This window comes from Streptomyces sp. WAC03905 (genome assembly GCF_057371075.1).
On sequence record NZ_JBXYDZ010000001.1, the window covers coordinates 110648 to 132934 of the forward strand.

Sequence of the window (22287 nt, forward strand, 5' to 3'; positions counted from 1 at the left end):
CGTTCACCCTCATTTCATTGCAACGCCCCCTGGTCTGACGTTGCGTTAAGCGGGAGAGCCGTTGCAACGAATTCCCTGCTTTGAGCTGCCATTATTGAAGTCGGACGCAATGAAGATGTTGAAGGGACATAGAAAGCAACGTAGCGTTCAGGGCATCAGAAACAACGAGTCCGAGGAGAGAACGATGCAGAAGTTCGACACCCCCGCCGCGATCGCCGCCGTCCTGGACATCCCCGCGGGGCGCGTGCGCCTCATCGCCGCCGACCGCGCCGACACCGTGGTCGAGGTCCTCCCCGCGGACGCCGCCAAGGGCCGCGATGTGAAGGCGGCGGAGCAGACCGCGGTCACCTTCGCCGACGGCGTCCTGCGGATCGAGGCCGCACCGGCGAAGAACCGGATCCTCGGCGGCTCGGGCTCCGTGGAGGTGACCGTCCGGCTGCCCTCCGGCTCCCGCGTCGAGGCGAAGACGGCCGCCGCCGAGTTCCGCGGCGTCGGACGGCTCGGGGAGGTCTCCTTCGAAGGCGCGCAGGGCTCGGTCAAGCTCGACGAGACCGCCGGCGCCCGCCTGGCCCTCATGGCCGGCGACATCTCCGTCGGCCGCCTGGGCGGCCCGGCGCAGATCAGCACCCAGAAGGGCGACCTGCGCATCGCCGAGGCGGTGCGCGGCACGGTCGTCCTGCGCACCGAGGCCGGCGAGATCTTCGTCGGCGCGGCCCGCGGGGTCAGCGCCTCCCTGGACGCCGGCACCTCCTACGGCCGGGTCCACAACGCGCTCCACAGCACCGAGGGCGCCGCCGACCGGCTCGAGATCCGGGCGACCACCGCCTACGGCGACATCACCGCCCGCAGCCTCTGACCCGCAGGGCCGGCGCCCCGCGGGGCGCGGGCCCTGCCGCCCTGACCGCACGAGCCTTTGAGGAGCAGCAACCATGACGACGAACAGCACCCGCGAGGCCGCCGGCGCGCCGGCGGCCGGGGCCGGGCCGGAGCGGCCGGAGCTGCAGAAGGCCATGGAGGAGGTCGTCGCCGCCGGCATCACCGGGATACAGCTGCGCGTGCACGACGCGCGCGGCGAGTGGGTGGGCACCGCCGGGGCGGCCGAGCCGGGCGGGAGCGCCGCGCCGCCGGCCGACGGGCGGACCCGGATCGGCAGCGTCACCAAGACCTTCACCGCGACCCTGGTGCTGCGGCTGGTGGCCGCGGGCGCCCTCGCCCTGGAGGACCCGGTGGCCGGCCACCTGCCCGGGTTCGGGCTGGACCGGCGGATCACGGTGCGGATGCTGCTGCAGCACACCAGCGGGATCTTCAACTTCACCGGCGAGTACTTCGAGGACGGGACGGTCACCCCGGGGATCGTCTGGCAGGGCCGGGAGTGGGTGGAGGGCCGGTTCCGGACCTACCGGCCGCAGGAACTGGTGCGGCTGGCGCTGTCGAAGCCGGCGCGGTTCGAGCCGGGGACGGACTGGAGCTACTCCAACACCAACTACGTGCTGGCCCGGCTGCTGATCGAGGAGGTCACCGGCCGCCCGCTGCCCGAGGTGATGCGCGAGCACATCCTGCAGCCGCTGGGCCTGGCGGACACCCTGGCGCCGGAGACCGGACAGGAGGTCCCCGCCCCGCACGCCCACGCCTACTACCGCTACGAGGAGGACGGTAGGACCACGACGGTCGACGTCACCCGCCAGAACCCCTCCTGGATCTCCAGCGGCGGCGACATGATCTCCACCACCCGGGACCTGCACACCTTCATCCGCGCCCTCGTCGGCGGCAGGCTGCTGCCGGCCGGACTGCTGGAGCAGATGTGCACGCCGGAGGCGAAGGCCGGCTACGGGCTGGGCGTGATGGTCCAGGACACCGGCCGCGGCCCCGTCATCACCCACAACGGCGGCATCGCCGGCCACGCGGCGCTGATGTACAGCACGCCCGACGGCGGCACGACCCTGACCGCCGCGCTGAACTACGTGGACGACCCCGCGCAGTCCCTGGCCGAGCCGTTCGCCCGGGCGACGCAGCGCCTGGTCGGGGAGGTGTTCGGCCCGCCCGCCGGCTGAGGTGGACAGCACCCGTGCGCACACGAAGAAGACGCCCCGCCCGGGAGATCCCGGGCGGGGCGTCTTCAGTGCTGCGGGCGGACCTGCGCCGGCGGCTCAGTACCAGGAGCGGCTCAGTACCAGTGGTGGCTCAGTACCAGTGGTGGGTCTGCCAGAAGTTCCAGGCGCCGACGGGGCTGCCGTAGCGCGAGTTCATGTAGTCCAGGCCCCACTTGATCTGGGTGGCCGGGTTGGTCTTCCAGTCGGCGCCCGCGGAGGCCATCTTCGAGGCCGGCAGGGCCTGGACCAGGCCGTACGCGCCGGAGGAGGCGTTCGTGGCGGTGTGGTTCCAGCCGCTCTCGCGGGACACGATGTTGCTGAAGGCCGCGAACTGCGCCGGGTCCTTGATCATCTGCTGGGCGATCGCCTTGGCGCTCGTCGGGGCCGCCTGGGCGGGGACCGCGGCGAGCATGGACCCGGCGACACCCAGGGCGACGACGGAGCCGGCGAGGGCCTTCTTGGAAGCAGCGATGCGACGGATGACGGCGTGGGACACGGAGATACCTTCCACAGGGGACAAGGGCGGTCGCGGCATGCCCGAGGCATGCGTGAGCCACTCACGCGGTGGAGAGGGGTTCGTCGGCGGCGGGTGATGGACCCGTGCCGCCCGGCGACTCATCCAGTTCTACCGACGCCCCGCCGCCCTGGCAACGACCGCCATTACTAGGGGGCTTCGCAGTCGGGGACCGCCGGCCCGGGGGGCGCACGGGACGGGATCCGCGCAGGGAGGCGGCATCCCCCGGGCCGGAAGAGGGCCTCCCGGGTCTACTACCCCGGTTCGTGTGTGACGTGAGTCCTATGGGGCGGCTCACCTCCGGACCCCCGCGATCTCACCCCGCGTGACCACCCGTACCCTTCAAGAGACCGACCCGAATGTCCGAATTACACCGGAATCTAAGGAGATAAGGGCTGGAGAGCGGACCATCCTGGGCGCAGCCCGGGCCAGGGCGCGGCGGGCCGGGTCAGGGCGTGGCGGGCCGGTCGGAGCGGCGGCGGGCCGGCCGGGGGTGGCGGCGGACCGGCCGGGGGTGGCGGCGGACCGGGCCCTGGCGCTGCGGGCCGGCCGGGGGTGCGGGCCGGGTCAGGGGGTGCGGCGGATGCGGATCGGGCCGCGGGCCTTGGCCGGGTCGACCCGGCGGCCGCCCTGGGTGATCTCGACCTTCCCGGCGGCGACCAGCCGCCGGGCGGCGCGGCGGGCCGGTTCCATGAGCGCGCGCCAGCCGTCGCCGTCCCCCTCGTACACGGCCCGCGCGGCGTCGGAGGGACAGATCGTCGCGGTCGGGGCCCGGTCCTCCAGGAGCTGGAGGATGGCCCGCTCCAGCCGCCGGTCCCGCTGCCGGTCGGCCTGCCGGTCGCTGTCTGTCACGGCGCCAGTCTCGCACCGCGCGCCGGCGGCGGTCACGGTACGCCGCCGCCGCTCCCCCGGCCGGCGGCGTTCCGCGGCAGGGCGGGAGGGCCGGGCGGGAGGGCCGGGCGGGGTCAGCGCATGCGGGGAAGGCGCAGACTGAGCAGGACGGTCAGGGCGATCAGGGCGAGCTGGACCAGCAGGGTGGCGGCGGCCGCTTCGCGCAGGCCGGCGGTGGGGGCCAGGGCGAGGAAGAGGCTGCCGAGGACGGCGACGCCGAGGGCGAGGGAGGACTGCTGGGTGGTGATCATGACGCCGCTGCCCACTCCGGCGCGGTCGGCGGGTACGTCGGAGAGCATCAGCCGCATCAGGACGGGCAGCTGCAGGCCCTGGCCCAGGCCTGCCAGGAACACGCCGGGGGCCAGGGCGGCCGGGCCGGGTCCGGGGCCGGCGTGGTGGAGGGTGGCCAGGAGCAGGGCGATGCCCGCCCCCTGGACCAGGCCGCCGGCGGTGATCACGCGGGTGCCGAAGCGGCTGACCAGGCGCGGCCCGGCCAGGGAGGCACCGAAGAAGGCCAGGGCCATCGGCACCAGGGCCAGGCCCGCGGTGACCGGGCCCATGCCCAGGCCCTGCTGGAGGGTGACGGCGAGGGTGAACATGAAGCCGCTGAAGCCGGCCGAGAACGGCACCAGCAGGAGCAGGCCGCGGCGCAGCGAGTCCAGGCGCAGCAGGCTCGGGGGGACCAGCGGGGTGCGGCCGGCCCGGTCGGCGCGGCGTTCGGTGAGGTAGAAGGCGGCTGCGGCGAGGGGGAAGAGGGCGAGGGAGAACCAGGTCCACAGGGGCCAGCCGGCGGCGCGGCCCTCGGTGAGCGGGAGCAGGAGGCAGAGCAGGGCGAGGGCCAGGAGGGCGGTGCCGGGGACGTCGACGGCGGCGGGGCGGCCGGCGCGGGTGTCGGGGACGGTGCGGAGGGCGAGGAGGAGGGCGAGGAGGACGACGGGGACGTTGACGAGGAAGACGGCGCGCCAGCCGGTTCCGGCGAGGTCGGCGGCGACCAGGAGGCCGCCGAGGATCTGGCCGGTGACCATGGACAGGCCGGCGGTGGCGCCGTAGAGGCTCATGGCGCGGGCCCGGCGGGGGCCGGTGGTGGTGGCCTGGATGGTGGCGAGGACCTGCGGGAGCATGAGGGCGGAGGCCGCGCCCTGGGCGATGCGTGCGGCGACGAGGGTCCGGGCGTCGGGGGCGAGGCCGCAGGCGAGTGAGGTGACGCCGAAGGCGGCCAGGCCGGTGAGGAAGAGGCGGCGGCGGCCGAGGCTGTCGCCGATCCGGCCGCCGAGGACGAGCAGGGCGGCGTAGGCGACGCCGTATCCGCCGATGATCAGTTCGAGCAGGGCGGGGCCGGCGGCGAGGTCGTGCTCGATGGAGGTGAGGGCGACGTTGACGATGAAGAAGTCGATCAGGGGCAGGGCGGCGCCGAGCAGGACGGTGAACAGTCCGGGGCCGCTGAGGTGGGCGGCGGCGGGGCGGTCCGCGGGCGCGGTCGGCGCGGCGGAGGCGGGCAGGCGGGTGTCGGTCACCCCTCGACGCTCGCCCGGGCCGCGGACGGCTGCCAGAGTGGCATTGTCCGGGTACCAGGAGTACCTGGCAACAGGATCGGCGCTGCGGCAGGCTGGGGCGTATGACCACGGTGGCCCCTGGAAGTGATGTGCGCCGGCACGAGCTGGCGGAGTTCCTGCGCAGCCGGCGGGAGCGGATCACCCCCGAGCGGGTGGGGCTGGTGCGCGGGCCGCGCCGGCGTACTCCGGGGCTGCGCCGTGAGGAGGTGGCGCACCTGTCGTCGGTGGGGGTGACCTGGTACACGTGGCTGGAGCAGGCGCGGGACATCCAGGTGTCGGGGCAGGTGCTGGACGCGCTGGCGCGGGCGCTGCTGCTGGACGTGAGTGAGCGGGCGCATCTGTTCGCGCTGGCGGGGAGTCAGGATCCGGCGCCGCCGGCGCAGTGTCCGAGCGTGACGCCGGCGGTGCGGGCGGTGCTGGAGCAGCTGGGGCCCATTGCGGCGTGCGTGCAGAACAGCCGGTACGACATCCTCGCCCACAACCCGGCGTACGGGCTGCTGCTGGGGGACATGGACGCGCTGGCGCCGCAGGACCGCAACTGCATGTGGCTGGCGTTCACCGATGCGCGGTGGCGGGCGGCGGTGGTGGATCTGCCGGCGACGCTGCGGCTGATGGCGGCGAAGTTCCGGGCGGCGATGGCCGGGCATCTGACGGACCCGGCGTGGCAGGCGCTGCTGGCGCGGCTGGAGGGGGCGTCGGCGGAGTTCCGGGAGGTGTGGGCGCGGCGCGAGGTGGTGGGGCAGAGCTCGAAGGCGAAGTACCTGCGCAACGAGTACGTGGGGCTGCTGCACGTGGAGCACACCACGTTGTGGCTGGGGCCGGGGTCGGGTGCGCGGCTGGTGTCGTACGTGCCGCTGGACGGGCCGACGCGGGAGCGGATGGAGCGCCTGGAGGCGCTGGCGGGGCAGCGCGCCCGGGCACGGGGCGGGGACCTGGGCGGGGACCCGGGCGGGGGTCTCGGCGGGGACCTGGGCGGGGGTCTCGGCGGGGGTCTCGGCGGGGACCTGGGCGGGGGTCTCGGCGGGGGTCTCGGCGGGGTGCGGGGCGGGGTCGCGGCGGAGGTCTGAGTCGGCGGAACAGCGGAACACCCCCCCTGGGGCCGGTGCCCGCCGGGGCGGTGGGCGGTGGGCGGGTGTGCGGAGCGGCGGGCCGGGGTGCGGGGGCGGGCGGGGGTAGGGTGCGGCCGTGTCCGAGCAGCAGCGTGACCTCGTCGGGTACGGCGCCGAGCCGCCGCACGCCGCGTGGCCGGGCGGTGCCCGGGTCGCGGTCAGCCTCGTGCTGAACTACGAGGAGGGCGGGGAGCAGAACGTCCTGGAGGGCGATGCGGCGTCGGAGGGGTACCTCCACGAGATCGTCGGTGCGCCCCCCGTGACGGGCGGGCGGGACCTGAACGTGGAGTCGATGTTCGCCTACGGTGCGCGGGCCGGTTTCTGGCGGGTCCACCGCACGCTCGCGGCGCACGGTGCGCCGCTGACCGTTTTCGCGGTGGGTCAGGCGTTGGAGCGCAATCCGCAGGCGGCGCGCGCGATGGGGGCCGCGGGCTGGGAGGTGGCGGGCCACGGCCGGCGCTGGATCGACTACCGGCAGGTGCCCGAGGAGGTGGAGCGGGCCGACGTCGCGGCCACGGCGGCGACGATCGCGCGGCTGGTGGGACGCCGGCCGGTGGGCTGGTACACGGGCCGGACCAGTGCGAACACGCGGCGCCTGGTGGTCGGGGAGGGCGGTTTCCTCTATGACAGCGACGACTACTCCGACGATCTGCCGTTCTACGTGGAGAGCGGCGGGCGCCCGCATCTGGTGGTGCCGTACAGCCTGGACGTCAACGACTTCAAGTTCCTGATCGTCCACGGCTTCACGACCGCGGACGACATGCTCGCCTACCTCGTCGACACCTTCGAGACGCTGCGCGCCGAGGGCGGGGAGCGGCCGCGGATGATGAGTGTGGGCCTGCACTGCCGGATCATCGGGCGGCCGGGGCGGATCCGTGCGCTCGACGGTTTCCTCGCGCACGTCGCGCGGCGGGGCGGGGCGTGGGTGGCGACGCGGGAGGAGATCGCCCGGCACTGGCTGGCGGCGCACCCTGCGGTGCGGTGAGGGTGTGCGCGGCGGGGTCCGTGCGGGCGGCGGCCCTTAGGATGCCGGCGGGGCGGGGTCGTAGCGCAGAGGTCGTCGCGCGCGGTCTCCAAAACCGTGAGGACGCCGGTTCGAATCCGGCCGGCTCCGTCCCGCGCGCGTGCGGCCGCCCCCGCCGGGCCCCCCGGGTGGGGGGGTGCGGCGGGGGCGGCGGCCGGTGCGGCCGGGGCCGCACGGCGGGTCAGATTCCGGCCTTGGGGGCCGGGGCGGGGTTGGGGGCCGGGGCGGGGTTGGGGTTCGGCGCGGGGTTGGGGTTCGGCGCCGGGGCCGGGGCGGGCTTGTCGGGCTTGTGCTCGCAGTAGACCTTGCCCTTGTAGAACTTGCAGCCCGGCATGTTCTCCACGTCGCGGACCTTGTCCTTCTTGCCGTGCTTGGTGTTCTTCTTGTCCTTGCCGTGCTTGCTGTCCTTCTTGTTCTTGTTCCCCCAGGTGTCCTTCTTGCCGTGGCTGTCGTGACCGCTCTGGGCGTGGTCCACGTGACCGGCAGCGACCGTGGTCGTCGTGGGCGCCGTCGGGGCGGCGAAGGCGCTGGTGGGGACCAGGGCGCCCGCTCCGACGATCGCGGCCGAGACGGCGTACAGGGCGAAACGCTGCTTGCGGGAGGTGGTGCGGACCATGGGAGTGGCTCCAGTCAGAGGCGGGGGGAGGGGGACCGTTCCAGAGAACTTGTGGCGAAATGTCTGTTTTGTTCTCTGGTGAAAAGACTGGCTGCCGGACTTCATGAAGCTGTCCGCCGACTGTCACAGGCGCGTGACAGCCCCGCGCGCCTCCCCCGCTGCGCACCGGATCAGTCGGCCAGCGGGACCGCGATGTCGCAGGCCGGGTCGGACGGGCCGATCCCGGACCAGTCGGCGAAGTAGACCTCGCGGGGGGCCGCCGAGACCGTGCGGGACTCGCGCTGCGCCCAGGCGTGGACCGCGTCGTAGGCGGAGAGGATCTGCGGGTAGGCCACCTGTGCCCTGGTCAGCCGGGTGTAGGCCTGGGTGTGGGCCGGTTCGGTGCGCCACGGCGCCGGGAGCCGGCCGGCGCGGGCGGGATCCACCGGGACGCAGAGCTCCACGGGGCCGTCGCCGTCCTCGGTGACCTCGCCGTGGTAGACGACGAAGGGGTGGCCGCTGACGCCCCCGTGCGCCTGCGCCACCGGCAGCAGCCGGCCCATCGCGGCGGGGATCCAGTGGGGCAGCTCCTCGGGGGTGATGTGCCGCTGTTCGGTGAGGACCAGCTGCTCCGGCACCTCGCGCTGCTCGATCTCGTACATGTCCAGGATCCCTTCGTCTCCGAGCAGATGGATGCGCAGGTGCGCCGCCAGCTCGCGGCGGGCCGCGTGCCGTCGCTCGACGTCGTCCCAGTACGCGGCCACCAGCCGGGCCGCCTCCGGCGCCGGGGCGGCCAGCACCCGGCCGACGTCGGCCAGCGGCATGTCCAGCCCGCGCAGCCGCACGATGAGCCGGGCGGCGGCGAGCCGGTCGGCCCGGTAGGAGCGGTAGCCGGTGACGGGGTCGACGTGGTCGGGCGGCAGCAGGCCGTGGCGGTCGTACAGCCGCAGGGCCTTGTGCGACAGCCGGGCCCGGCGGGCGAACACGCCGATGCTGAGCAGTGCTTCTTCCTCCATGGCCGCTACCCTCCCCTCTCCCCCGGGGGCAGGGTCAACCCGGCCGCGGCGGGGGCTGCGGGGACGGGTGCAGGGCGGTGCGCAGGCGGCGGGCCCGGGTGGCGAGCCGGGAGGTGCCCGGGCGGGCGGCGGCCGCGGTCAGGCTCTCGGGCCACGGGCCGGTGGCGCCGCGGTGCTCCACGCAGGCGGCGGCCGCGGCGAGGAGTTCACCGGCGCCGCGGGCCGGGCCGTCCTCCAAGGCGGCGGGCAGGGCCCGTCCAGGACGGCGGGCAGGGCCCCGTCCAGGACCGCCCCGGGCCGTCGCGTACGCTCCGCTCGCCGCGGCCGTGCGGGCCGTGTCGGCCGGCGGGTTGGGTTTGACGGTGCCCAGGCGCGCAGCGGTTCGGCGAGGTCGCGTCCCAGGAGGGCGGTGTCCTGTTCGCCGCGTGCGGCCAGGACGAGGAGGGCGTCGGCCGCGGCGAGGCGGTCCTCGGTGTGGCGGGCGCCCCGTGCGGTGGCGAGGGCCGGGTGCAGTGCGGGGCCGGCGGGGCCGGCGGGGCCGCCCAGTTCGGCGAGGCGGGGAGGGGCCCGGCGCGGCCGGCGGTCAGGAGGCGCGGCGGGGGCGGGCGGTGCGGCGCTGGGGGCGGCGTCGGGCGGCCGGGGCCTCGGGGGCGGCCTGGGGTGAGGAGAACCCGCCCGCGACGGGCAGCGGGGCCGGTGCGGCGGCCGGCGCCGGTACCGCGGGTGCCGTGGCGGGGGTCGTGGCGGGGGCGGCGGCCGGGCGGCCCTGGGTGCGGGGCTGGGGCTGGGACCGGCCGAGGATCGCGGTGTGCGGGATGAGCGGTGCGCAGGACTGGCAGATCTCGGTGAGCGTCCAGACCTGTCCCACGGCCGGGTTGTGGACCAGGACCAGGAGGGTGGAGCCGGTGCACTGGGTGCGGGTCTCGTGGAGCGCGCACTGCGCGGCCCGGCAGGCGCAGGCGGTGTCGGGGCGGACGGTGGCCAGCCGTGCGTGGGCCCGGACGTGTTCGGCGGCGAACCGCTTCAGGGCCGCGGTGTCCTTCGAACGGGGCGGCATCCGGCAGGCTTCGGTGCTGCAGGTGACGGAGGCGCTGTGATCGGCGTGGCCGGTGAGCCGGACCGTCCAGGTCCGGCCGGGCACGCGTGATCCGGGCATGAGGGTCAAGTCGGGGTCCGATCGTCGTGTTTCAGGTGGGTCGGTGTCGCGGTCGGTCGCGGTCCGTCGCGGTCGGTCGCACCGGCGCGACGCGAGGGCTGACCGCGGCGGGGTGGACCTGGCGGGCTGTCGTCCCGGGACGGCGTCTCGCGGTTGCGGCGGCGCCGGACCGCGGAGAAACGGACATCGCGCGGCCTCGGACGTGGGGACTTTGTCGCACGTGCCCGCGGGCTCTGTCAATGCCCCGCGCCTGGTCAAACGGGCGGACGGCCGGGGCAAGTCAGCCGGTGGGGCGGGTGAACCGTACCGGGACTCCCGGGGAGTACAGCACGCTCGCCGGGGGCCCGGCGGGCGCGGGCAGGCCGGCCGCGGCCACCAGGTCCTCGTCGCAGCACAGGAGTTCGGCGTGGTGCAGCGGCCAGCGCGGGTGGCTGTTGGGCAGGTACAGCAGCCGGCCGCGGTAGTCGCTGTGCAGGCCCCAGCGGGCCGTGAGGAAGTGTTCGAGGGCGGTCGGCTCCTCGACCGGCGGGCCGGTGCGCACGGTGAGGGTGCTGTGCGCGCCGCGCGGTCCGGGCCAGCGGCGGCGGCTGGTGTAGGTGAGGGTGGGGCCGTCGTCGGGGCCGTCGCGGCGGACGGACATCCGCGACCACTGGTACGGGAGGCGGAAGGCGGTACGGGCGGCGAGGACCGGGATCAGGCGGGAGGCGTCGAGGGAGCGGAAGACGACGCCGCGGCGGCCGCGGTCGTCGACCGAGTAGAGGCGGACGTTGGTCTCGGGAAAGGAGCCCAGGTAGGGGATGCCGGGCAGGCGCAGCCATCCGACGCGGTGCATGCGGAACGCGACGAGGCCGACGTAGGTGACGCCGTCCAGGGTGTCGGGGGTGGTGCCGGCCGGCAGCAGCGGGGCGACGTCGGCGGGGTCGGCGGGCCAGTGCAGGAAGGTCAGGTCGAGCCAGGACTGCGTGAGCAGGGGCCGGTCCACCCCGGGCTGGTGGGGCGCGTCGGCCGTTATCGGCCCGACGGCCGGCCCGACGGCCGGCACGGCGGGCAGCCCGGCGGGCGGTACGGGAGGTCCGGCCGTCTGCCCGGACGGCCCGGCGGACCCGGCGGACTCGGCGGGCGGCGTGTGCTGCATCGCGTCAGTATCCCGCAGGGTGCCGCACGTCGGCCGGTGCACCGCCGCGCGGCCCCGCGGGTGGTGCTCAGTCCGGTCGGGGCCGGAGGCGGGGGCGGGGCCCGGAGGCGGGGGGGCCGGGCCCGGAAGCGGGTCCGGGGGCGGGGGCCGGAGGTGGAGGACGGGCCGGAGGTGGGGTCCGGAGGGGGGCCGGAGTTGAGGGCCGGGCCCGAGGCGAAGGCTGGGGCCGACCCCGGAAGCGGGTCCGGGGGCGGGGGCCGGACGCGGAGGACGGGCCGGAGGCGGAGGCCGGAGGGGAGGCCGGAGTTGAGGGCCGGGCCCGAGGCGAAGGCGGGGGGCGGGGGCCAGGAGCGGGGGCGGCAGGCGGAGGCGGGCCCGGGAGCGGGGGTCGGACGCGGAGGGTCGGAGGCGGAAGCCGGAGGTGGGGTCCGGAGGCGGAGGCCGAAGTTGGGGCCGGAGTTGGGGGCCGGGCCCGAGGCGGAGGCGGAGGCGGGCCCGGGAGCGGGGGTCGGACGCGGAGGGTCGGAGGCGGAAGCCGGAGGTGGGGTCCGGAGGCGGAGACCGAAGTTGGGGCCGGAGTTGGGGGCCGGGCCCGAGGCGGAGGCGGAGGCGGGCCCGGGAGCGGGGGTCGGACGCGGAGGGTCGGAGGCGGAAGCCGGAGGTGGGGTCCGGAGGCGGAGACCGAAGTTGGGGCCGAAGTTGGGGGCCGGGCCCGAGGCGGAGGCGGGGGCCGCGCCCGGAGGGGGAAGCCGGAGTTGGGGGCCGGGCCCGAGGCGGAGGCGGTGGCCGAGCCCGGAGGTGGGGGGCGGGGGCTGAGCCCGGGGGGCGGGGGCCGGGAGCGGGTCCGGGGGCGGGGGTCGGACGCGGAGGGTCGGAGGCGGAGGCCGGAGGTGGGGTCCGGAGGCGGAGACCGAAGGGGAGGCCGGAGTTGGGGGCCGGGCCCGAGGCGGAGGCGGGAGCCGGGCCCGGGAGCGGGGGCCGGGCCCGGGAGCGGGTCCGGGGGCGGGGTCCGGGGGCGGGGGCCGGCGGAAGCTGGCCCGGAGGCGGAGGCCGGCCCGGAGGCGGGAGCGGGGCGGGCCCGGGCCCGGGAGCGAGGGCCGGAGGAGAGGCAGAGGCGGGGGCCGGGCCCGTAAGCGGAAGCCGGAGGCAGAGGCCGGGCCGGAGGCACAGGCCGGGCCGGGCCCGGGAGCGGGCCCGGGAGCGGGAGCGGGCCCGGGAGCGGGAGCGGGCCCGGGAGCGGGAGCGGGCCCGGGAGCGAGGGCCGGAGGCAGAGGCAGCGGCCGGAGGCGGGGCCCGGAGGCCGGGCCGGGACCGGGGCCGGGCTCGGGGGGATGGGGGTCCCGGGGGGGGCTCGCTGGGCTGGGTTGCTGCGGTGTCTCCCGGGGCCGGTGGGGGCCGCCCGCAGGACAGGACTCCGGCCGCCGAACGGATGGTTGGGCCCCCCACTCCCCCGCGCCTTTCCGTGCCGTCGTGGGGCGTGGTTACGGGCGGGTCACCTGCTGGGTGTAACGGGGAATCAACTCCTGGTGGGACGACGGCGGCAGGGCGGGCGGCTACGTTGGCGGCCGTTCGCGACGCCCATCACGGAGGTTCGCAGCATGCAGATCCGTTGTGCCGACGCCCCGCGCGGGCGTGTGGCGGGGGCGGTGACCCTCGTCCTGATCGTGGTCACCGCGCTGCTGGGGGCGGCGCCCGGCCCCGCCGGGGCGGCGTTGTGGGACGGCCCGCCCGTGCCCGTGCTGTCCTGGGGGCCCTGCAGCGGCCCGCAGGACGGTTTCGAGTGCGCGACCGCCCGCGTACCGCTGGACCACCGCCGGCCCGCCGGGCCCACGATCGCCCTCGCCGTCACCCGGCACCTCGCCGCCGGTCCCGCCCGCCGCAAGGGTGTCCTGCTGCTGCACCCGGGCGGGCCGGGCAACTCCGGTGTGGACTTCGCCCGTAACAGCCGCGCTGCCCTGCCCGCCGTCCTGCGCGAATCCTTCGACGTCGTCGGGTACGACATGCGCGGTGTGGCGCGCAGCGGTCAGGTGGAGTGCTGGGACGACACGCAGTACGCGGCGGCCGTCGACGCGGCGCGCGGTGTTCCCGGCCCGGGCGCCCTGCGGACCGCGGTGCGCCAGGGCGCGGACTTCGCGGCTGCCTGCCGGCAACGCTCCGGCGGCCTGCTGCCGTTCGTCGGTACCGGCTCGAACGCCAAGGACATCGACCTGCTGCGCCGGGCGCTGGGTGAGGGGCAGCTCTCCTTCTACGGGCGTTCGTTCGGCAGCTACGTCGGTACCGTCTACGCCGCGCAGTTCCCGCGGCGGGTGCGTGCGATGGTCCTGGACGGGGCCTACGACCCGCACCGCTACGCCGACGTCCCCTACGCCTACGACGGCGCGCAGTTCACCGCGCTGGACTCGGCGGTCGGGCGGTTCCTGGACTGGTGCGCGGGCAACGCCGCCGTCTGCGGGTTCGGGGACGGCCGGCCGCGGGAGGCCTTCGCCGCCCTCAAGCGGGCGCTGGACGCCGACCCGGTCATCACCGCGAGCGGCCGCCCGGCCACCGGCTACACCCTCGCCTACCGGCTGATGTTCAACATCAACGCGGGCCGGGAGATCTGGCCCTACCTGGGTGAGGCGCTGCGGGCGGCGCAGGACCGGCAGGCGTCGTTCCTGCTGGCCCCGCCGTCGCCGGCGTCGTTCGACTTCCTGAACGTGAACACGGCCGTGGAGTGCACCGACCGGGTCTATCCGGCCGGCCGGACCCTGCTGGGCGTGCTGGTCGGCGCGCACGCCGCGTCGGCTCCGCTGCTTGGGCCGGCGATCGGTTTCGGTCCGCCCGCCTACGACCACAACCATGCGCCGGCGTGCGTGCAGTGGCAGGCGGACCGGCCGAGCCGTTTCGAGGGCTCCTACCGGGCGGCCGGGTCCGCCCCGATCCTGGTCCTCGGTACGACCGGGGACCCCGACACCCCCTACCGGGACGCCGTGGCCCTGGCCGGGACGCTGGAGAACGGCCGGCTGCTGACCTTCGAGGCCGAGGGGCACACCGCCTACAACCGCAGTGCGTGCGTCAGCGCCCTGGCCACCGCTTACCTGGCGTCTTTGGCGCTGCCCGCGCGGGGCACGGTGTGCGCGGACGAGACACCGCCGGAGCCGGCGGGCCGTCGTATCGCGGTCCTGGAGGTCGACGAGACGCGTGATGTGATCCCGGCACTGCGCTGAGCCACCGGGCCCGGCCGGGGGCGAAGAGAGCAGACCGGCCGCCTGGGCCCGGGCCGGGGGCCGGGGCTGGGGGCTGGGGGCTGGGCGGGATGCGGTCCCCGTCGCAGCCATGAGGGCCAGAACCGCACCCCGCACTCGTCGCCTACCCGGCCCCGTCCGGCCGACACCCGCATCCGGCGGGGGCGGGCGGGGCGGGGTGTGGGGGCGCGGAACGCGCGGCAGCACCTCGCGGAGGTGGTCGCCTCTGCGAGGTGCTGCGCTCGTGCTCGACCGTTCGTGGGCCGTAAGGTCGGGTGGCCGCTGTGGTGGTCGCTGGTCAGCCCTGGGTTCCACCCTGGGTGCTGCCGGCGCCGCCACCCTGGGTCCCGCCCTGGGTGTTACCCGTGCCGCCACCCTGGGTCCCGCCCTGGGTGTTACCCGTGCCACCACCCTGGGTCCCGCCCTGGGTGTTACCGGTCCCGCCGCCCTGGGTCCCGCCCTGGGTGTTACCGGTCCCGCCACCCTGGGTCCCGCCCTGGGTGTTACCGGTCCCGCCGCCCTGGGTCCCGCCCTGGGTGTTACCGGTCCCGCCACCCTGGGTCCCGCCCTGGGTGTTACCCGTGCCGCCACCCTGCGTGCCGCCCTGGGTGTTACCCGTGCCACCGCCCTGGGTCCCGCCCTGGGTGTTACCCGTGCCACCGCCCTGGGTCCCGCCCTGGGTGTTGCCGTTACCGCCACCCTGGGTTCCGCCCTGGGTGTTGCCGTTACCGCCACCCTGGGTTCCGCCCTGGGTGTTGCCGTTGCCGGCGCCCTGGGTTCCGCCCTGGGTGTTGCCGTTGCCGACCTGGGTGCCGCCGATGGTGTTGTTGGAGCCGCCGATGATCGTGTTGTTGACGATGTTCGTCACGTTGTTGGTCACCTGGTTGACCACGGCGGGCGCGAGTCCGAGCCGCTTGGCTTCCGAGGCCGCCGCCTTCCGGCCGATGGCGGCCGCCTGGGTCTTGGAAGCTCCGCCGCGGGCCGCCTGCTGGGCCGCGGCCGCGCCTCGGGCCGTTGCCGCTGCCACGTCGGTCTTCGTGGAGGCCGCGGAGGATCCGGCGGAGGTGCACTTGACGGTGCCGACGGAGAACGGGCCGCTGCCGGTGACTCCGACGCGGATCTCGCCCTTCGGTCCGGCAGCGACGCGGGCGACGGTCTTGCCGTTGCGCTTGACGTCGTAGGTGTGCTTGAGGGCGAAGCCGTTGCCGTGGATCTCTGCGCCCTTCAGGCTGCACACCGCCGCAGGAGCCGCGGTCGGAAGTGTGGAGGCCAGGGAAGGCTGGGCGAATGCCACCCCGGCCGTTCCGGCGAGAATCGCGGTGACGCAGGAAAGACCGGCAATGTTGGCGACGTGCTTCTTCCTCGACATTTAAATCTCCCTTGAATGGGCCGGCCCGGATTTCTGAGAATCTCTGCGAGCCGGGGATTCGACTTGCCTGGTGTCTCAGTTCCGCTTGGTGGCCGAGCGGTTTATCTGTATTCAGATTGCCCTTTCCGGGCGGAGGGGGAAAGCGACGGAGATTCGGGGCTTGACAGATGCGCGGGCGGATGGGCGGTCATGTCGTGCCTGGTGAGGGGGGGCGAGCGGGTGTGTGTGGGGGGTGTGGGAGGGGGTGGGCCGGTGCGGCCTTGGGGCGCGGGTGCCACTGTTTGCGGTCCCGACCTGGTCGGGACCGCAACGGCTGAGAGGGGGGGTGGTGGGGAGGTGTGGCGGGCATGCGGCATCACCTCGCAGAGGAGCCTCTGCGAGGTGATGCGCTGTGGGGCGGGCCTGATCAGCCCTGGGTTCCGCCCTGGGTGTTGCCATTGCCGCCACCCTGGGTTCCGCCCTGGGTGTTGCCATTGCCGCCACCCTGGGTTCCGCCCTGGGTGTTGCCATTGCCGCCACCCTGGGTTCCGCCCTGGGTGTTGCCGTTGCCGCCACCCTGGGTTCCGCCCTGGGTGTTGCCGTTGCCGCCACCCTGGGTTCCGCCCTGGGTGTTGCCGTTACCGCCACCCTGCGTACCGCCCTGGGTGTTGCCGTTACCGCCACCCTGCGTACCGCCCTGGGTGTTGCCGTTACCGCCACCCTGCGTACCGCCCTGGGTGTTGCCGTTACCGCCACCCTGCGTACCGCCCTGGGTGTTGCCGTTACCGCCACCCTGCGTACCGCCCTGGGTGTTGCCGTTACCGCCACCCTGCGTACCGCCCTGGGTGTTGCCGTTACCGCCACCCTGCGTACCGCCCTGGGTGTTGCCATTGCCGCCACCCTGCGTACCGCCCTGGGTGTTGCCGTTACCGCCACCCTGCGTACCGCCCTGGGTGTTGCCGTTACCGCCACCCTGCGTACCGCCCTGGGTGTTGCCGCCCTTGTTGCGCTTCTTCTTCTTGTGGTCCTTGTCGTGCTTGTGGTGGTCGTGCTTGTTGTGGCTGACGACGCTCTCTACCGACGTGGTGGGGGCTGCCATCGCGGAAGACGTGGGGATGAGGATCCCGCCGGCGATCGCGGCGGCCGCGACGGCGGTGGCGAGGCGGAAGCCGCGGCGCTTGGGGCGGGTGGACTCGGACGTCTCGAGCTTACGGTTCATGGTGTTTCTCCTGATCGGATCGGACCTTGTACGGGTTCCGGGAATTCGGGGCCTTCATGACGGGGTGGAATTGTTTCCGCCCTTGTCTGCGACCTCGTTTCCTTGCCGGTGAGGCGCATCACCAGTAAGCACTTCGGGGGCGGCGGCGGTCACGTTCCGCGAATTCGGGGCTTGACGTTTTCGCGGATACGGGTTAGCCGGAAAGCCGGTGGTTCCGCAGGGGCTGCTCGCCTGGTCTGTCCCGCGGTGGCGTGAAAACGATCATCGGCGGGGTTGGGGGGCGGCGTGATCCCTATGCTGACGGGATGCTCGACATACCTCTTTCAGCGCTGGAAGTCGCGATGGTGCAGACGGGCACCCGCGCCGTGGACACCCTGCGGGACACCGCGGCCTTCGCGCAGGGAATGGAGCGGCTGGGTTACCGGCGTCTGTGGTACGCGGAGCATCACCACTCCCCCGCGATCGGCGCGTTCCCGCCGGTGGTGCTGACGGCGCATGCCGCCGCTTCGACGTCGGTGATCCGTCTGGGGTCGGGTGGGGTGCTGGCGCCCAACCATGCGCCTTTGATGGTGGCGGAGCAGTTCGGGACGCTGGCCGCCCTGCACGAGGACCGGGTCGACCTGGGGATCGGCCGGGGTCCGGGCACGTTCGACGAGGGCATCGCGCGGGCGTTGCGCCGCGGGGCGGGTCCGGCGACGGAGGAGGAGTACCGGCAGGACGTGGCCGCGGTCCTGTCGTTCCTGGTGGAGGAGGTGGCGCTCGGGCCGCTGCCGGAGCCGTGGCTGCTGGCTTCCAGTACTGCGGGGGCGGCTCTGGCCGCGTCCCTGGGTCTGCCGGTCGCGATCGCGCACCACATCCGGCCGGACAACACCCTTGCGGCGGTGGAGGGTTACCGGGCGGCGTTCACCGCGTCCCGGTGGTGCGAGCAGCCCCGGGTGATGCTGTGCGTGGAGACGGTGTGCGCGCCGACGCAGGAGGAGGCCGTGTGGCGGGCGGGGCCGATGAACGTGGTCAAGGCCGGGCTGCTGAAGGGGCTGAGCCAGGCGCCGTTCCCGACGCCCGCGCAGGCGGCCGTCCATCCCTTCACGCCGCAGGAGCGGCAGGCGCTGGAGGCGTTCCGTGCGCAGCAGGCGGTGGGTGCTCCCGAGGCGGTGGTGGGGCGGCTGGCGCAGCTGGCCGGGGAGACGGGGGCGCAGGAGTTGATGCTGGCCACGCCCGTCTACGACCTGGGTGAGCGGATCGGTTCCTATGAGCTGGTCAGGAAGTACTGGGGGGCGTCGGCGGGTTCGGGTTCCGGTGCGGTGGTGGCGTAAGCCGCCGGGGCGTAGGGCGTGGGGCGTCGAGGCGTCGAGGCGTCGGGGCGTAGGGGGGTTCTCGTATGCCGGAGGCGTTTTCGCGGGTGCGTGCGAAGGGGTGGCGGGGCGGGGGCGGGTGCATTCGGGTGGCGGCGTGCCGTGTCGGGGCGGTGGCGGGGTCCGGTTCGCGGATGCTGGGCCGGGCGCGGCGCCGGGGCCGGCGCCGCCCTTGTTTTCCCGTTCCACGGTGAGAAGGAGTACGGCATGGCGACGGATGACGCGGTCGGGCGTTTCCTCGCGGCTCTGGAGCCGCACCGGCGGGAGGCGGTGGCGGGCAGGCCGCGGGAGGAGCAGGAGCGGCTGGCGGCGGCGTGGGAGGAGGAGCTGGGCTCGGACGACGAGCTGGACACCCTCGATGAGCTCTCGCCGCCGGCGGCGGAGGCCGAGGCCGCCCGCCGGGTGATGGACCGCGAGTCCTGACCCGGCCGCCGGCACCCGGCGGCGGGCCCGGCCCCGGCGGGGGCCCGGCCCCCGGCGGTGGGCCCGCGCGGGCCTGGCCGGGTGCCGGGGGTGGGGTGCCGGGGTGCTGGTGGGGATATCGGGTGGCCGGGTGGTGCGGGGGCGGGGAAGACTGCGCGGGTGCGTGATCGACTGGAAGTGTCCCGGGGGCTGCGGCTGCGGCGTTGGGCGCCGGCGGATGCCGGGGCGGTACTGGCGGCTTTCGCCGAGCCGGTGATGTCGCGGCAGGCCGCCGAGCCGGTCGTGACGCCGGCGGCGGCGCGGCGCTGGCTGGCGGCCAGGGCGCAGGAGTGGGAGGCGGGGTCGGGGTACGCGTTCGCGGTCGTCGACGGGGCGGACGGGGTGCTGGGGCATGTGGCGGTCGGCTCCGTCGAGCGGCGGCACGGCACCGGCTGGGTGTCGTACTGGACGACCGCGGCGGCCCGGGGGCGGGGTGTCGCCTCGGGCGGCTGCCGTGCGGTGGCGGCCTGGGCGTTCGAGGACGCCGGGCTGTTCCGGCTGGAGCTGGGCCACCGGGTGGACAATCCGGCGTCGTGCGCGGTGGCCCGGGCCGCGGGCTTCGCCGTCGAGGGGGTCCAGCGGCGCAGGCTCGCGTACGGGGGTGTCCGCTACGACGTCGAGCTGCACGCGCGGCTGGCGACCGACCCCGGCCCCCGGCCGGCCCGGGCCAGGGCACGGCGCGGGTGAGACAACCGGGTGCCGGACGGGCCGGCCCGGGCACGAGCCCGCCCGGGGTGAGCCGGGGTGCTGGGCGGGCCGGCCCGGGCACGCCCGGGGTGGGCGGCGGAAGGGAGGCCGAGGCGCTTGCGCGGCGGGCCCCGTTCGGTGCCGGGGAGGACCGGCACGAGGACGACGGGGCCGGCCCGTGGCCGGGGGCCGGGCCCGAGCACGAGGACGGCGGGGGCGAGGCCGGGGACCCGGCAGGCCGGCCCGGGCGTGAGAACGGCCGGGGCGGGCGGCGGAGGGGAGGCCGACGCGCTTGCGCAGCGGGCCCCGTTCACGCAAGGACAACGGGGCGGGCCCGTGGCCGGGGGCGGGGGCTGGGGCCGGGGGCTGGAGGCTGAGGGCCGGGGGCCGAGGCCGGGCCCGATGATGTAGCCGGTGCTTTGGAGGGTGTGGCCGGTGGTGGTCCGCGCGGGGCGGCCCGCTCGCGGCACCGGGCGCGGGGGCGTCCGCCCGGGGCCGGGAGCGCGGTGGGCCGAAGGACGCAGACGTGCGGCTCAGGCGCGGGCTATCGCGGGGCTGGGGCGGGGCTCGGCGCGGCCATCGCAGGTCCCGGAGCGCGGACTCGGCGCGGGCCATCGAGGCCCAGGCGCGCGCACCCTCGGACAGGCGGAGATGTGGTTTGGCGCCGGGCGCGGGGTCCGTGCCCCCGGGGTTCCGCCGTCCGGCCAGCCGTCCGTGATCAGGCTCGCGTCGACGCCCGAGCCGAACAGCACGACGACCGCTCGGGGCTCGACGCCGGCAAGCGCGTGGCTCAGGCCGGGAAAGTGCGGGGCTAGGCGCGGGCCATCGGGGGTCGGGGGTGTCGTTGAAGGGGCGTTGGCTGCCTGAAGGGCGGGGCCGGTGGGGCCTGGTGCGTGCGGTCGCAAGGCGGGGAGGGAATCGGCGCGGGTGCGTTGGTGAGCGACGACGGCGTGCGTGCGTGCGTGCCAGGCTCCATCGGGCAGACGGGACTGTGACGACACGACCTGGCGCGGGCAGGCGCGTGGGGTTCAGCGGGGGTGGATGCGGTCGATGCGGTACCAGCGGGAGACGCAGGCGGCGACCCAGTCGCGGTCGTAGTCGGCGGTGAAGAAGGGTTCGGCGAGGCTGGCGATGTGCAGGGGGCGGTAGCCGATGTCGGTGGCGCCGCGTGCTGCTTCGGCGCGGATGCGGGTGTTCTGGGCGTCCCAGGCGGCGGAGCGGGCCACCGTGGTGGTGGTGAGCTGTTGCAGGTGCGGGACGAGTGAGGCCATCGCGGTGAGGGTCAGGCCGAGGGCTGCGGTGGTGGCGGCCGCGGCGGTGGCGGGGCGGCGGACGGCCGGGCGGGAGCCGGCCCAGGTGCCCAGCAGGATGCCGTAGCCGCACAGGGCCAGTTCCATGGGCAGCAGGAAACTCGTCCAGGTCCGGGCGTAGGTCCAGCCGGTGGGGCCGTATCCGCTGCGCAGGCCTGCGGCCACGGCGAAGGAGCCCAGGATCACCACGGGCAGCGGCAGGAGCAGCAGGGCGGCCCGGGTCGTGCGTCCGGCGCCGGTCCCGGCCGTCATGCCGCCGGCCGCCACGCGCGCGGACACGGGCGCGGGTGTGGGTGTGGGTGTGGGGCGGCGGGTTCGGGGGGTGCGCAGGGTGGCGGTCAGGCCCAGCAGGAGGCCGGCGGCCGCGGCGGCGAGGTAGGCCCACTGGTTGGTGACGGTGTCCCACATGCGCAGCCAGTCCTCGAAGGTGGCGCGCAGTTCGTCCGGGGACAGCAGCGGGGGTTTCTCGGGTTGCTGGGCGCGGCGCCAGCGGGCGCCGGGGGAGGTGTAGAGGACGGCGAGGCCGAGGGCGAGGCCGGTGCACCACAGCAGGCACCAGGTGAAGGGGCGCCAGGTGGCGGCCAGGCGCAGGCGGGGCAGGCACAGCAGGGCGGTCAGGGCGGCGAGGAGTGCGCTGACGAGGGCGAAGGGTTCGCTGAGGGTGCCGAGGGCGAAGCCGGTCAGGAGGGCGCCGGCCAGGCCTGCGGTGCGGACGGCGGGGCGGGGGTGGCCGGTGGTGGCCAGGGCCAGCAGGAGGGCCCACAGGCCGATGACGGAGGGGATGGTGTGGGAGATGGTGGCGGGGGCCCACAGCAGGACCTGGTAGCTGCGGGTGCCGGCGTAGTAGAGGAGTGCCTGGAGGGCGAGGGCGCAGGCGGTCAGGGCGAGCAGGGGCGGGGTGCGGCCGAGGGCGTGCAGGAGGCGGCGGCCGAGGAGGACGAGGGCGGCGGTGAGGCAGACGGTGATGAGGGTGGGGAGGATTTTGGGGCCGGCCGGTCCGCCGCCGTAGAGGAGGCCGCTGAGGAAGGCGTTGGTGATGCGGCCGTTCTGGGTGGTGTAGAAGTCGGCGGTGATGCCGAGGACTCCCAGGTCGCGGGTTTTCCAGGCGGCGCACCAGTCGTCGGAGGTGGGGCGGATGTAGAGGCCGAGGAAGCATCCGACGGCGACGAGGGCTCCTGCGGTGGCGGTGAGGGTGGCCGCGGCGGTGATCAGGAGGGTGCGCAGGAGGTGGCGGGGGCCGCCGGTGGTGCGGCGGGTCGGTGGGCAGGGGGTCACGAGGTCCTCGTCCTCGGCCGCCGTGGTGCTCATGGGCCACCCTTTCCCACGTGTTCGCGGCCTGCGCGGGCGGGGCCGCCGGTCGGGCCGGGGCCGCCGGCCGGGGCCGGGGCGGCCGGTGCGCCCTGGCCGGCTGTGGTGATCGCACGGCCCGCGAACACCCATGATGTGCACGGTTCGTCGGGGGCGGCATCCCGGGCGGGGCCCGGGTGGCATCCCGGGTGGGGGCCGGGTGGCATCCCGGGCGGGGCCCGGGTGGGGCCCGGGTGGGTGTGGCCGGCCGGCGGTAGGGGGCGGGACCGGCGGCGGGGCGGGGGTGGCGTGGGG

The 22287-nt window shown here is 75.5% G+C and carries 18 protein-coding genes, 1 tRNA gene and 1 pseudogene; 9 read left to right on the plus strand and 11 right to left on the minus strand.

The window, feature by feature from the left end:
- The first annotated feature begins 184 nt into the window (after positions 1 to 184).
- Both AC2RP6_RS00495 and AC2RP6_RS00500 read left to right on the plus strand, forming a co-directional pair.
- Complete coding sequence (locus AC2RP6_RS00495; protein WP_486444326.1) at positions 185 to 856, plus strand: DUF4097 family beta strand repeat-containing protein; 672 nt, start codon at positions 185 to 187, stop codon at positions 854 to 856.
- Between the two features lie 73 nt (positions 857 to 929).
- Entirely contained in the window at positions 930 to 2051 is a 1122-nt protein-coding gene (locus AC2RP6_RS00500; protein WP_486444327.1) for a serine hydrolase domain-containing protein, read from the plus strand.
- Positions 2052 to 2181: 130 nt separating this feature from the next.
- Here the strand turns inward: AC2RP6_RS00500 and AC2RP6_RS00505 are convergent, their stop codons facing one another.
- From AC2RP6_RS00505 to AC2RP6_RS00515, 3 genes are all read right to left on the minus strand, one after another.
- Complete coding sequence (locus AC2RP6_RS00505; protein ID WP_486444328.1) at positions 2182 to 2586, minus strand: aggregation-promoting factor C-terminal-like domain-containing protein; 405 nt, start codon at positions 2584 to 2586, stop codon at positions 2182 to 2184.
- Positions 2587 to 3171: 585 nt separating this feature from the next.
- Complete coding sequence (locus AC2RP6_RS00510) at positions 3172 to 3456, minus strand: DUF3253 domain-containing protein (protein ID WP_486444329.1); 285 nt, start codon at positions 3454 to 3456, stop codon at positions 3172 to 3174.
- 113 nt (positions 3457 to 3569) lie between these two features.
- Positions 3570 to 4994, minus strand: a complete 1425-nt coding sequence (locus AC2RP6_RS00515) for an MFS transporter (RefSeq protein ID WP_486444349.1) — start codon at positions 4992 to 4994, stop codon at positions 3570 to 3572.
- A gap of 116 nt (positions 4995 to 5110) precedes the next feature.
- On the opposite strand from AC2RP6_RS00515, the pseudogene AC2RP6_RS00520 reads away from it, so the two are divergent.
- The 3 genes and pseudogenes from AC2RP6_RS00520 to AC2RP6_RS00530 form a co-directional block, all read left to right on the plus strand.
- Positions 5111 to 5959, plus strand: a pseudogene (locus AC2RP6_RS00520) (MmyB family transcriptional regulator); the annotation flags it as partial.
- 274 nt (positions 5960 to 6233) lie between these two features.
- Complete coding sequence (puuE, locus tag AC2RP6_RS00525) at positions 6234 to 7142, plus strand: allantoinase PuuE (protein ID WP_486444330.1); 909 nt, start codon at positions 6234 to 6236, stop codon at positions 7140 to 7142.
- 54 nt (positions 7143 to 7196) lie between these two features.
- Positions 7197 to 7271 (plus strand) — tRNA-Trp (locus AC2RP6_RS00530).
- Positions 7272 to 7362: 91 nt separating this feature from the next.
- Here the strand turns inward: AC2RP6_RS00530 and AC2RP6_RS00535 are convergent.
- The 5 genes from AC2RP6_RS00535 to AC2RP6_RS00555 all read right to left on the minus strand — a co-directional run bounded on the left by AC2RP6_RS00535 (position 7363) and on the right by AC2RP6_RS00555 (position 10990).
- Entirely contained in the window at positions 7363 to 7797 is a 435-nt protein-coding gene (locus AC2RP6_RS00535) for a hypothetical protein (RefSeq protein WP_486444331.1), read from the minus strand.
- Positions 7798 to 7967: 170 nt separating this feature from the next.
- The gene (locus AC2RP6_RS00540) at positions 7968 to 8792 is read right to left on the minus strand and encodes a MerR family transcriptional regulator (protein WP_486444332.1); all 825 of its coding nucleotides are present in this window, start codon (positions 8790 to 8792) and stop codon (positions 7968 to 7970) included.
- Between the two features lie 34 nt (positions 8793 to 8826).
- Positions 8827 to 9030: a hypothetical protein gene (locus tag AC2RP6_RS00545; protein WP_486444333.1), complete on the minus strand. Its 204-nt coding sequence runs from the start codon at positions 9028 to 9030 to the stop codon at positions 8827 to 8829.
- Positions 9031 to 9375: 345 nt separating this feature from the next.
- Positions 9376 to 9948 carry a hypothetical protein gene (locus AC2RP6_RS00550; protein ID WP_486444334.1) on the minus strand — a complete coding sequence of 191 codons (573 nt, stop codon included), beginning with the start codon at positions 9946 to 9948 and terminating at the stop codon, positions 9376 to 9378.
- 280 nt (positions 9949 to 10228) lie between these two features.
- Positions 10229 to 10990, minus strand: a complete 762-nt coding sequence (locus tag AC2RP6_RS00555) for a YqjF family protein (protein WP_486444350.1) — start codon at positions 10988 to 10990, stop codon at positions 10229 to 10231.
- Between the two features lie 1691 nt (positions 10991 to 12681).
- On the opposite strand from AC2RP6_RS00555, the gene AC2RP6_RS00560 reads away from it, so the two are divergent.
- A complete protein-coding gene (locus AC2RP6_RS00560) occupies positions 12682 to 14289 on the plus strand; it encodes an alpha/beta hydrolase (protein WP_486444335.1) in 1608 nt (535 codons plus the stop codon).
- Positions 14290 to 14605: 316 nt separating this feature from the next.
- Here AC2RP6_RS00560 and AC2RP6_RS00565 read toward each other — a convergent pair whose 3' ends face one another.
- Together AC2RP6_RS00565 and AC2RP6_RS00570 are read right to left on the minus strand one after the other, a co-directional pair.
- Complete coding sequence (locus AC2RP6_RS00565; protein ID WP_486444336.1) at positions 14606 to 15676, minus strand: hypothetical protein; 1071 nt, start codon at positions 15674 to 15676, stop codon at positions 14606 to 14608.
- Positions 15677 to 16082: 406 nt separating this feature from the next.
- Complete coding sequence (locus tag AC2RP6_RS00570; RefSeq protein WP_486444337.1) at positions 16083 to 16874, minus strand: hypothetical protein; 792 nt, start codon at positions 16872 to 16874, stop codon at positions 16083 to 16085.
- Between the two features lie 305 nt (positions 16875 to 17179).
- On the opposite strand from AC2RP6_RS00570, the gene AC2RP6_RS00575 reads away from it, so the two are divergent.
- From AC2RP6_RS00575 to AC2RP6_RS00585, 3 genes are all read left to right on the plus strand, one after another.
- Complete coding sequence (locus AC2RP6_RS00575) at positions 17180 to 18187, plus strand: MsnO8 family LLM class oxidoreductase (protein ID WP_486444351.1); 1008 nt, start codon at positions 17180 to 17182, stop codon at positions 18185 to 18187.
- Between the two features lie 246 nt (positions 18188 to 18433).
- Positions 18434 to 18649 carry a hypothetical protein gene (locus AC2RP6_RS00580; protein WP_486444338.1) on the plus strand — a complete coding sequence of 72 codons (216 nt, stop codon included), beginning with the start codon at positions 18434 to 18436 and terminating at the stop codon, positions 18647 to 18649.
- Positions 18650 to 18808: 159 nt separating this feature from the next.
- Positions 18809 to 19375 (plus strand): GNAT family N-acetyltransferase, encoded by a 567-nt coding sequence (locus tag AC2RP6_RS00585; protein WP_486444339.1) that lies wholly within the window; start codon positions 18809 to 18811, stop codon positions 19373 to 19375.
- A gap of 1028 nt (positions 19376 to 20403) precedes the next feature.
- Here the strand turns inward: AC2RP6_RS00585 and AC2RP6_RS00590 are convergent.
- Positions 20404 to 21993, minus strand: coding sequence for a DUF6056 family protein (locus AC2RP6_RS00590; protein WP_486444340.1), 1590 nt, complete (start codon positions 21991 to 21993; stop codon positions 20404 to 20406).
- Between the last annotated feature and the right edge of the window lie 294 nt (positions 21994 to 22287).

Excerpts from the sequence above, each read along its gene's own strand:
- AC2RP6_RS00540 (WP_486444332.1), bottom strand. The coding sequence starts at position 8,792 with ATGGAGGAAGAAGCACTGCTCAGCATCGGCGTGTTCGCCCGCCGGGCC.
- AC2RP6_RS00500 (WP_486444327.1), top strand. The coding sequence starts at position 930 with ATGACGACGAACAGCACCCGCGAGGCCGCCGGCGCGCCGGCGGCCGGG.
- AC2RP6_RS00565 (WP_486444336.1), bottom strand. The coding sequence starts at position 15,676 with ATGTCGAGGAAGAAGCACGTCGCCAACATTGCCGGTCTTTCCTGCGTC.
- AC2RP6_RS00550 (WP_486444334.1), bottom strand. The coding sequence starts at position 9,948 with ATGCCCGGATCACGCGTGCCCGGCCGGACCTGGACGGTCCGGCTCACC.
- AC2RP6_RS00575 (WP_486444351.1), top strand. The coding sequence starts at position 17,180 with ATGCTCGACATACCTCTTTCAGCGCTGGAAGTCGCGATGGTGCAGACG.
- AC2RP6_RS00590 (WP_486444340.1), bottom strand. The coding sequence starts at position 21,993 with ATGAGCACCACGGCGGCCGAGGACGAGGACCTCGTGACCCCCTGCCCA.
- AC2RP6_RS00560 (WP_486444335.1), top strand. The coding sequence starts at position 12,682 with ATGCAGATCCGTTGTGCCGACGCCCCGCGCGGGCGTGTGGCGGGGGCG.
- AC2RP6_RS00570 (WP_486444337.1), bottom strand. The coding sequence starts at position 16,874 with ATGAACCGTAAGCTCGAGACGTCCGAGTCCACCCGCCCCAAGCGCCGC.
- AC2RP6_RS00580 (WP_486444338.1), top strand. The coding sequence starts at position 18,434 with ATGGCGACGGATGACGCGGTCGGGCGTTTCCTCGCGGCTCTGGAGCCG.
- AC2RP6_RS00535 (WP_486444331.1), bottom strand. The coding sequence starts at position 7,797 with ATGGTCCGCACCACCTCCCGCAAGCAGCGTTTCGCCCTGTACGCCGTC.
- AC2RP6_RS00495 (WP_486444326.1), top strand. The coding sequence starts at position 185 with ATGCAGAAGTTCGACACCCCCGCCGCGATCGCCGCCGTCCTGGACATC.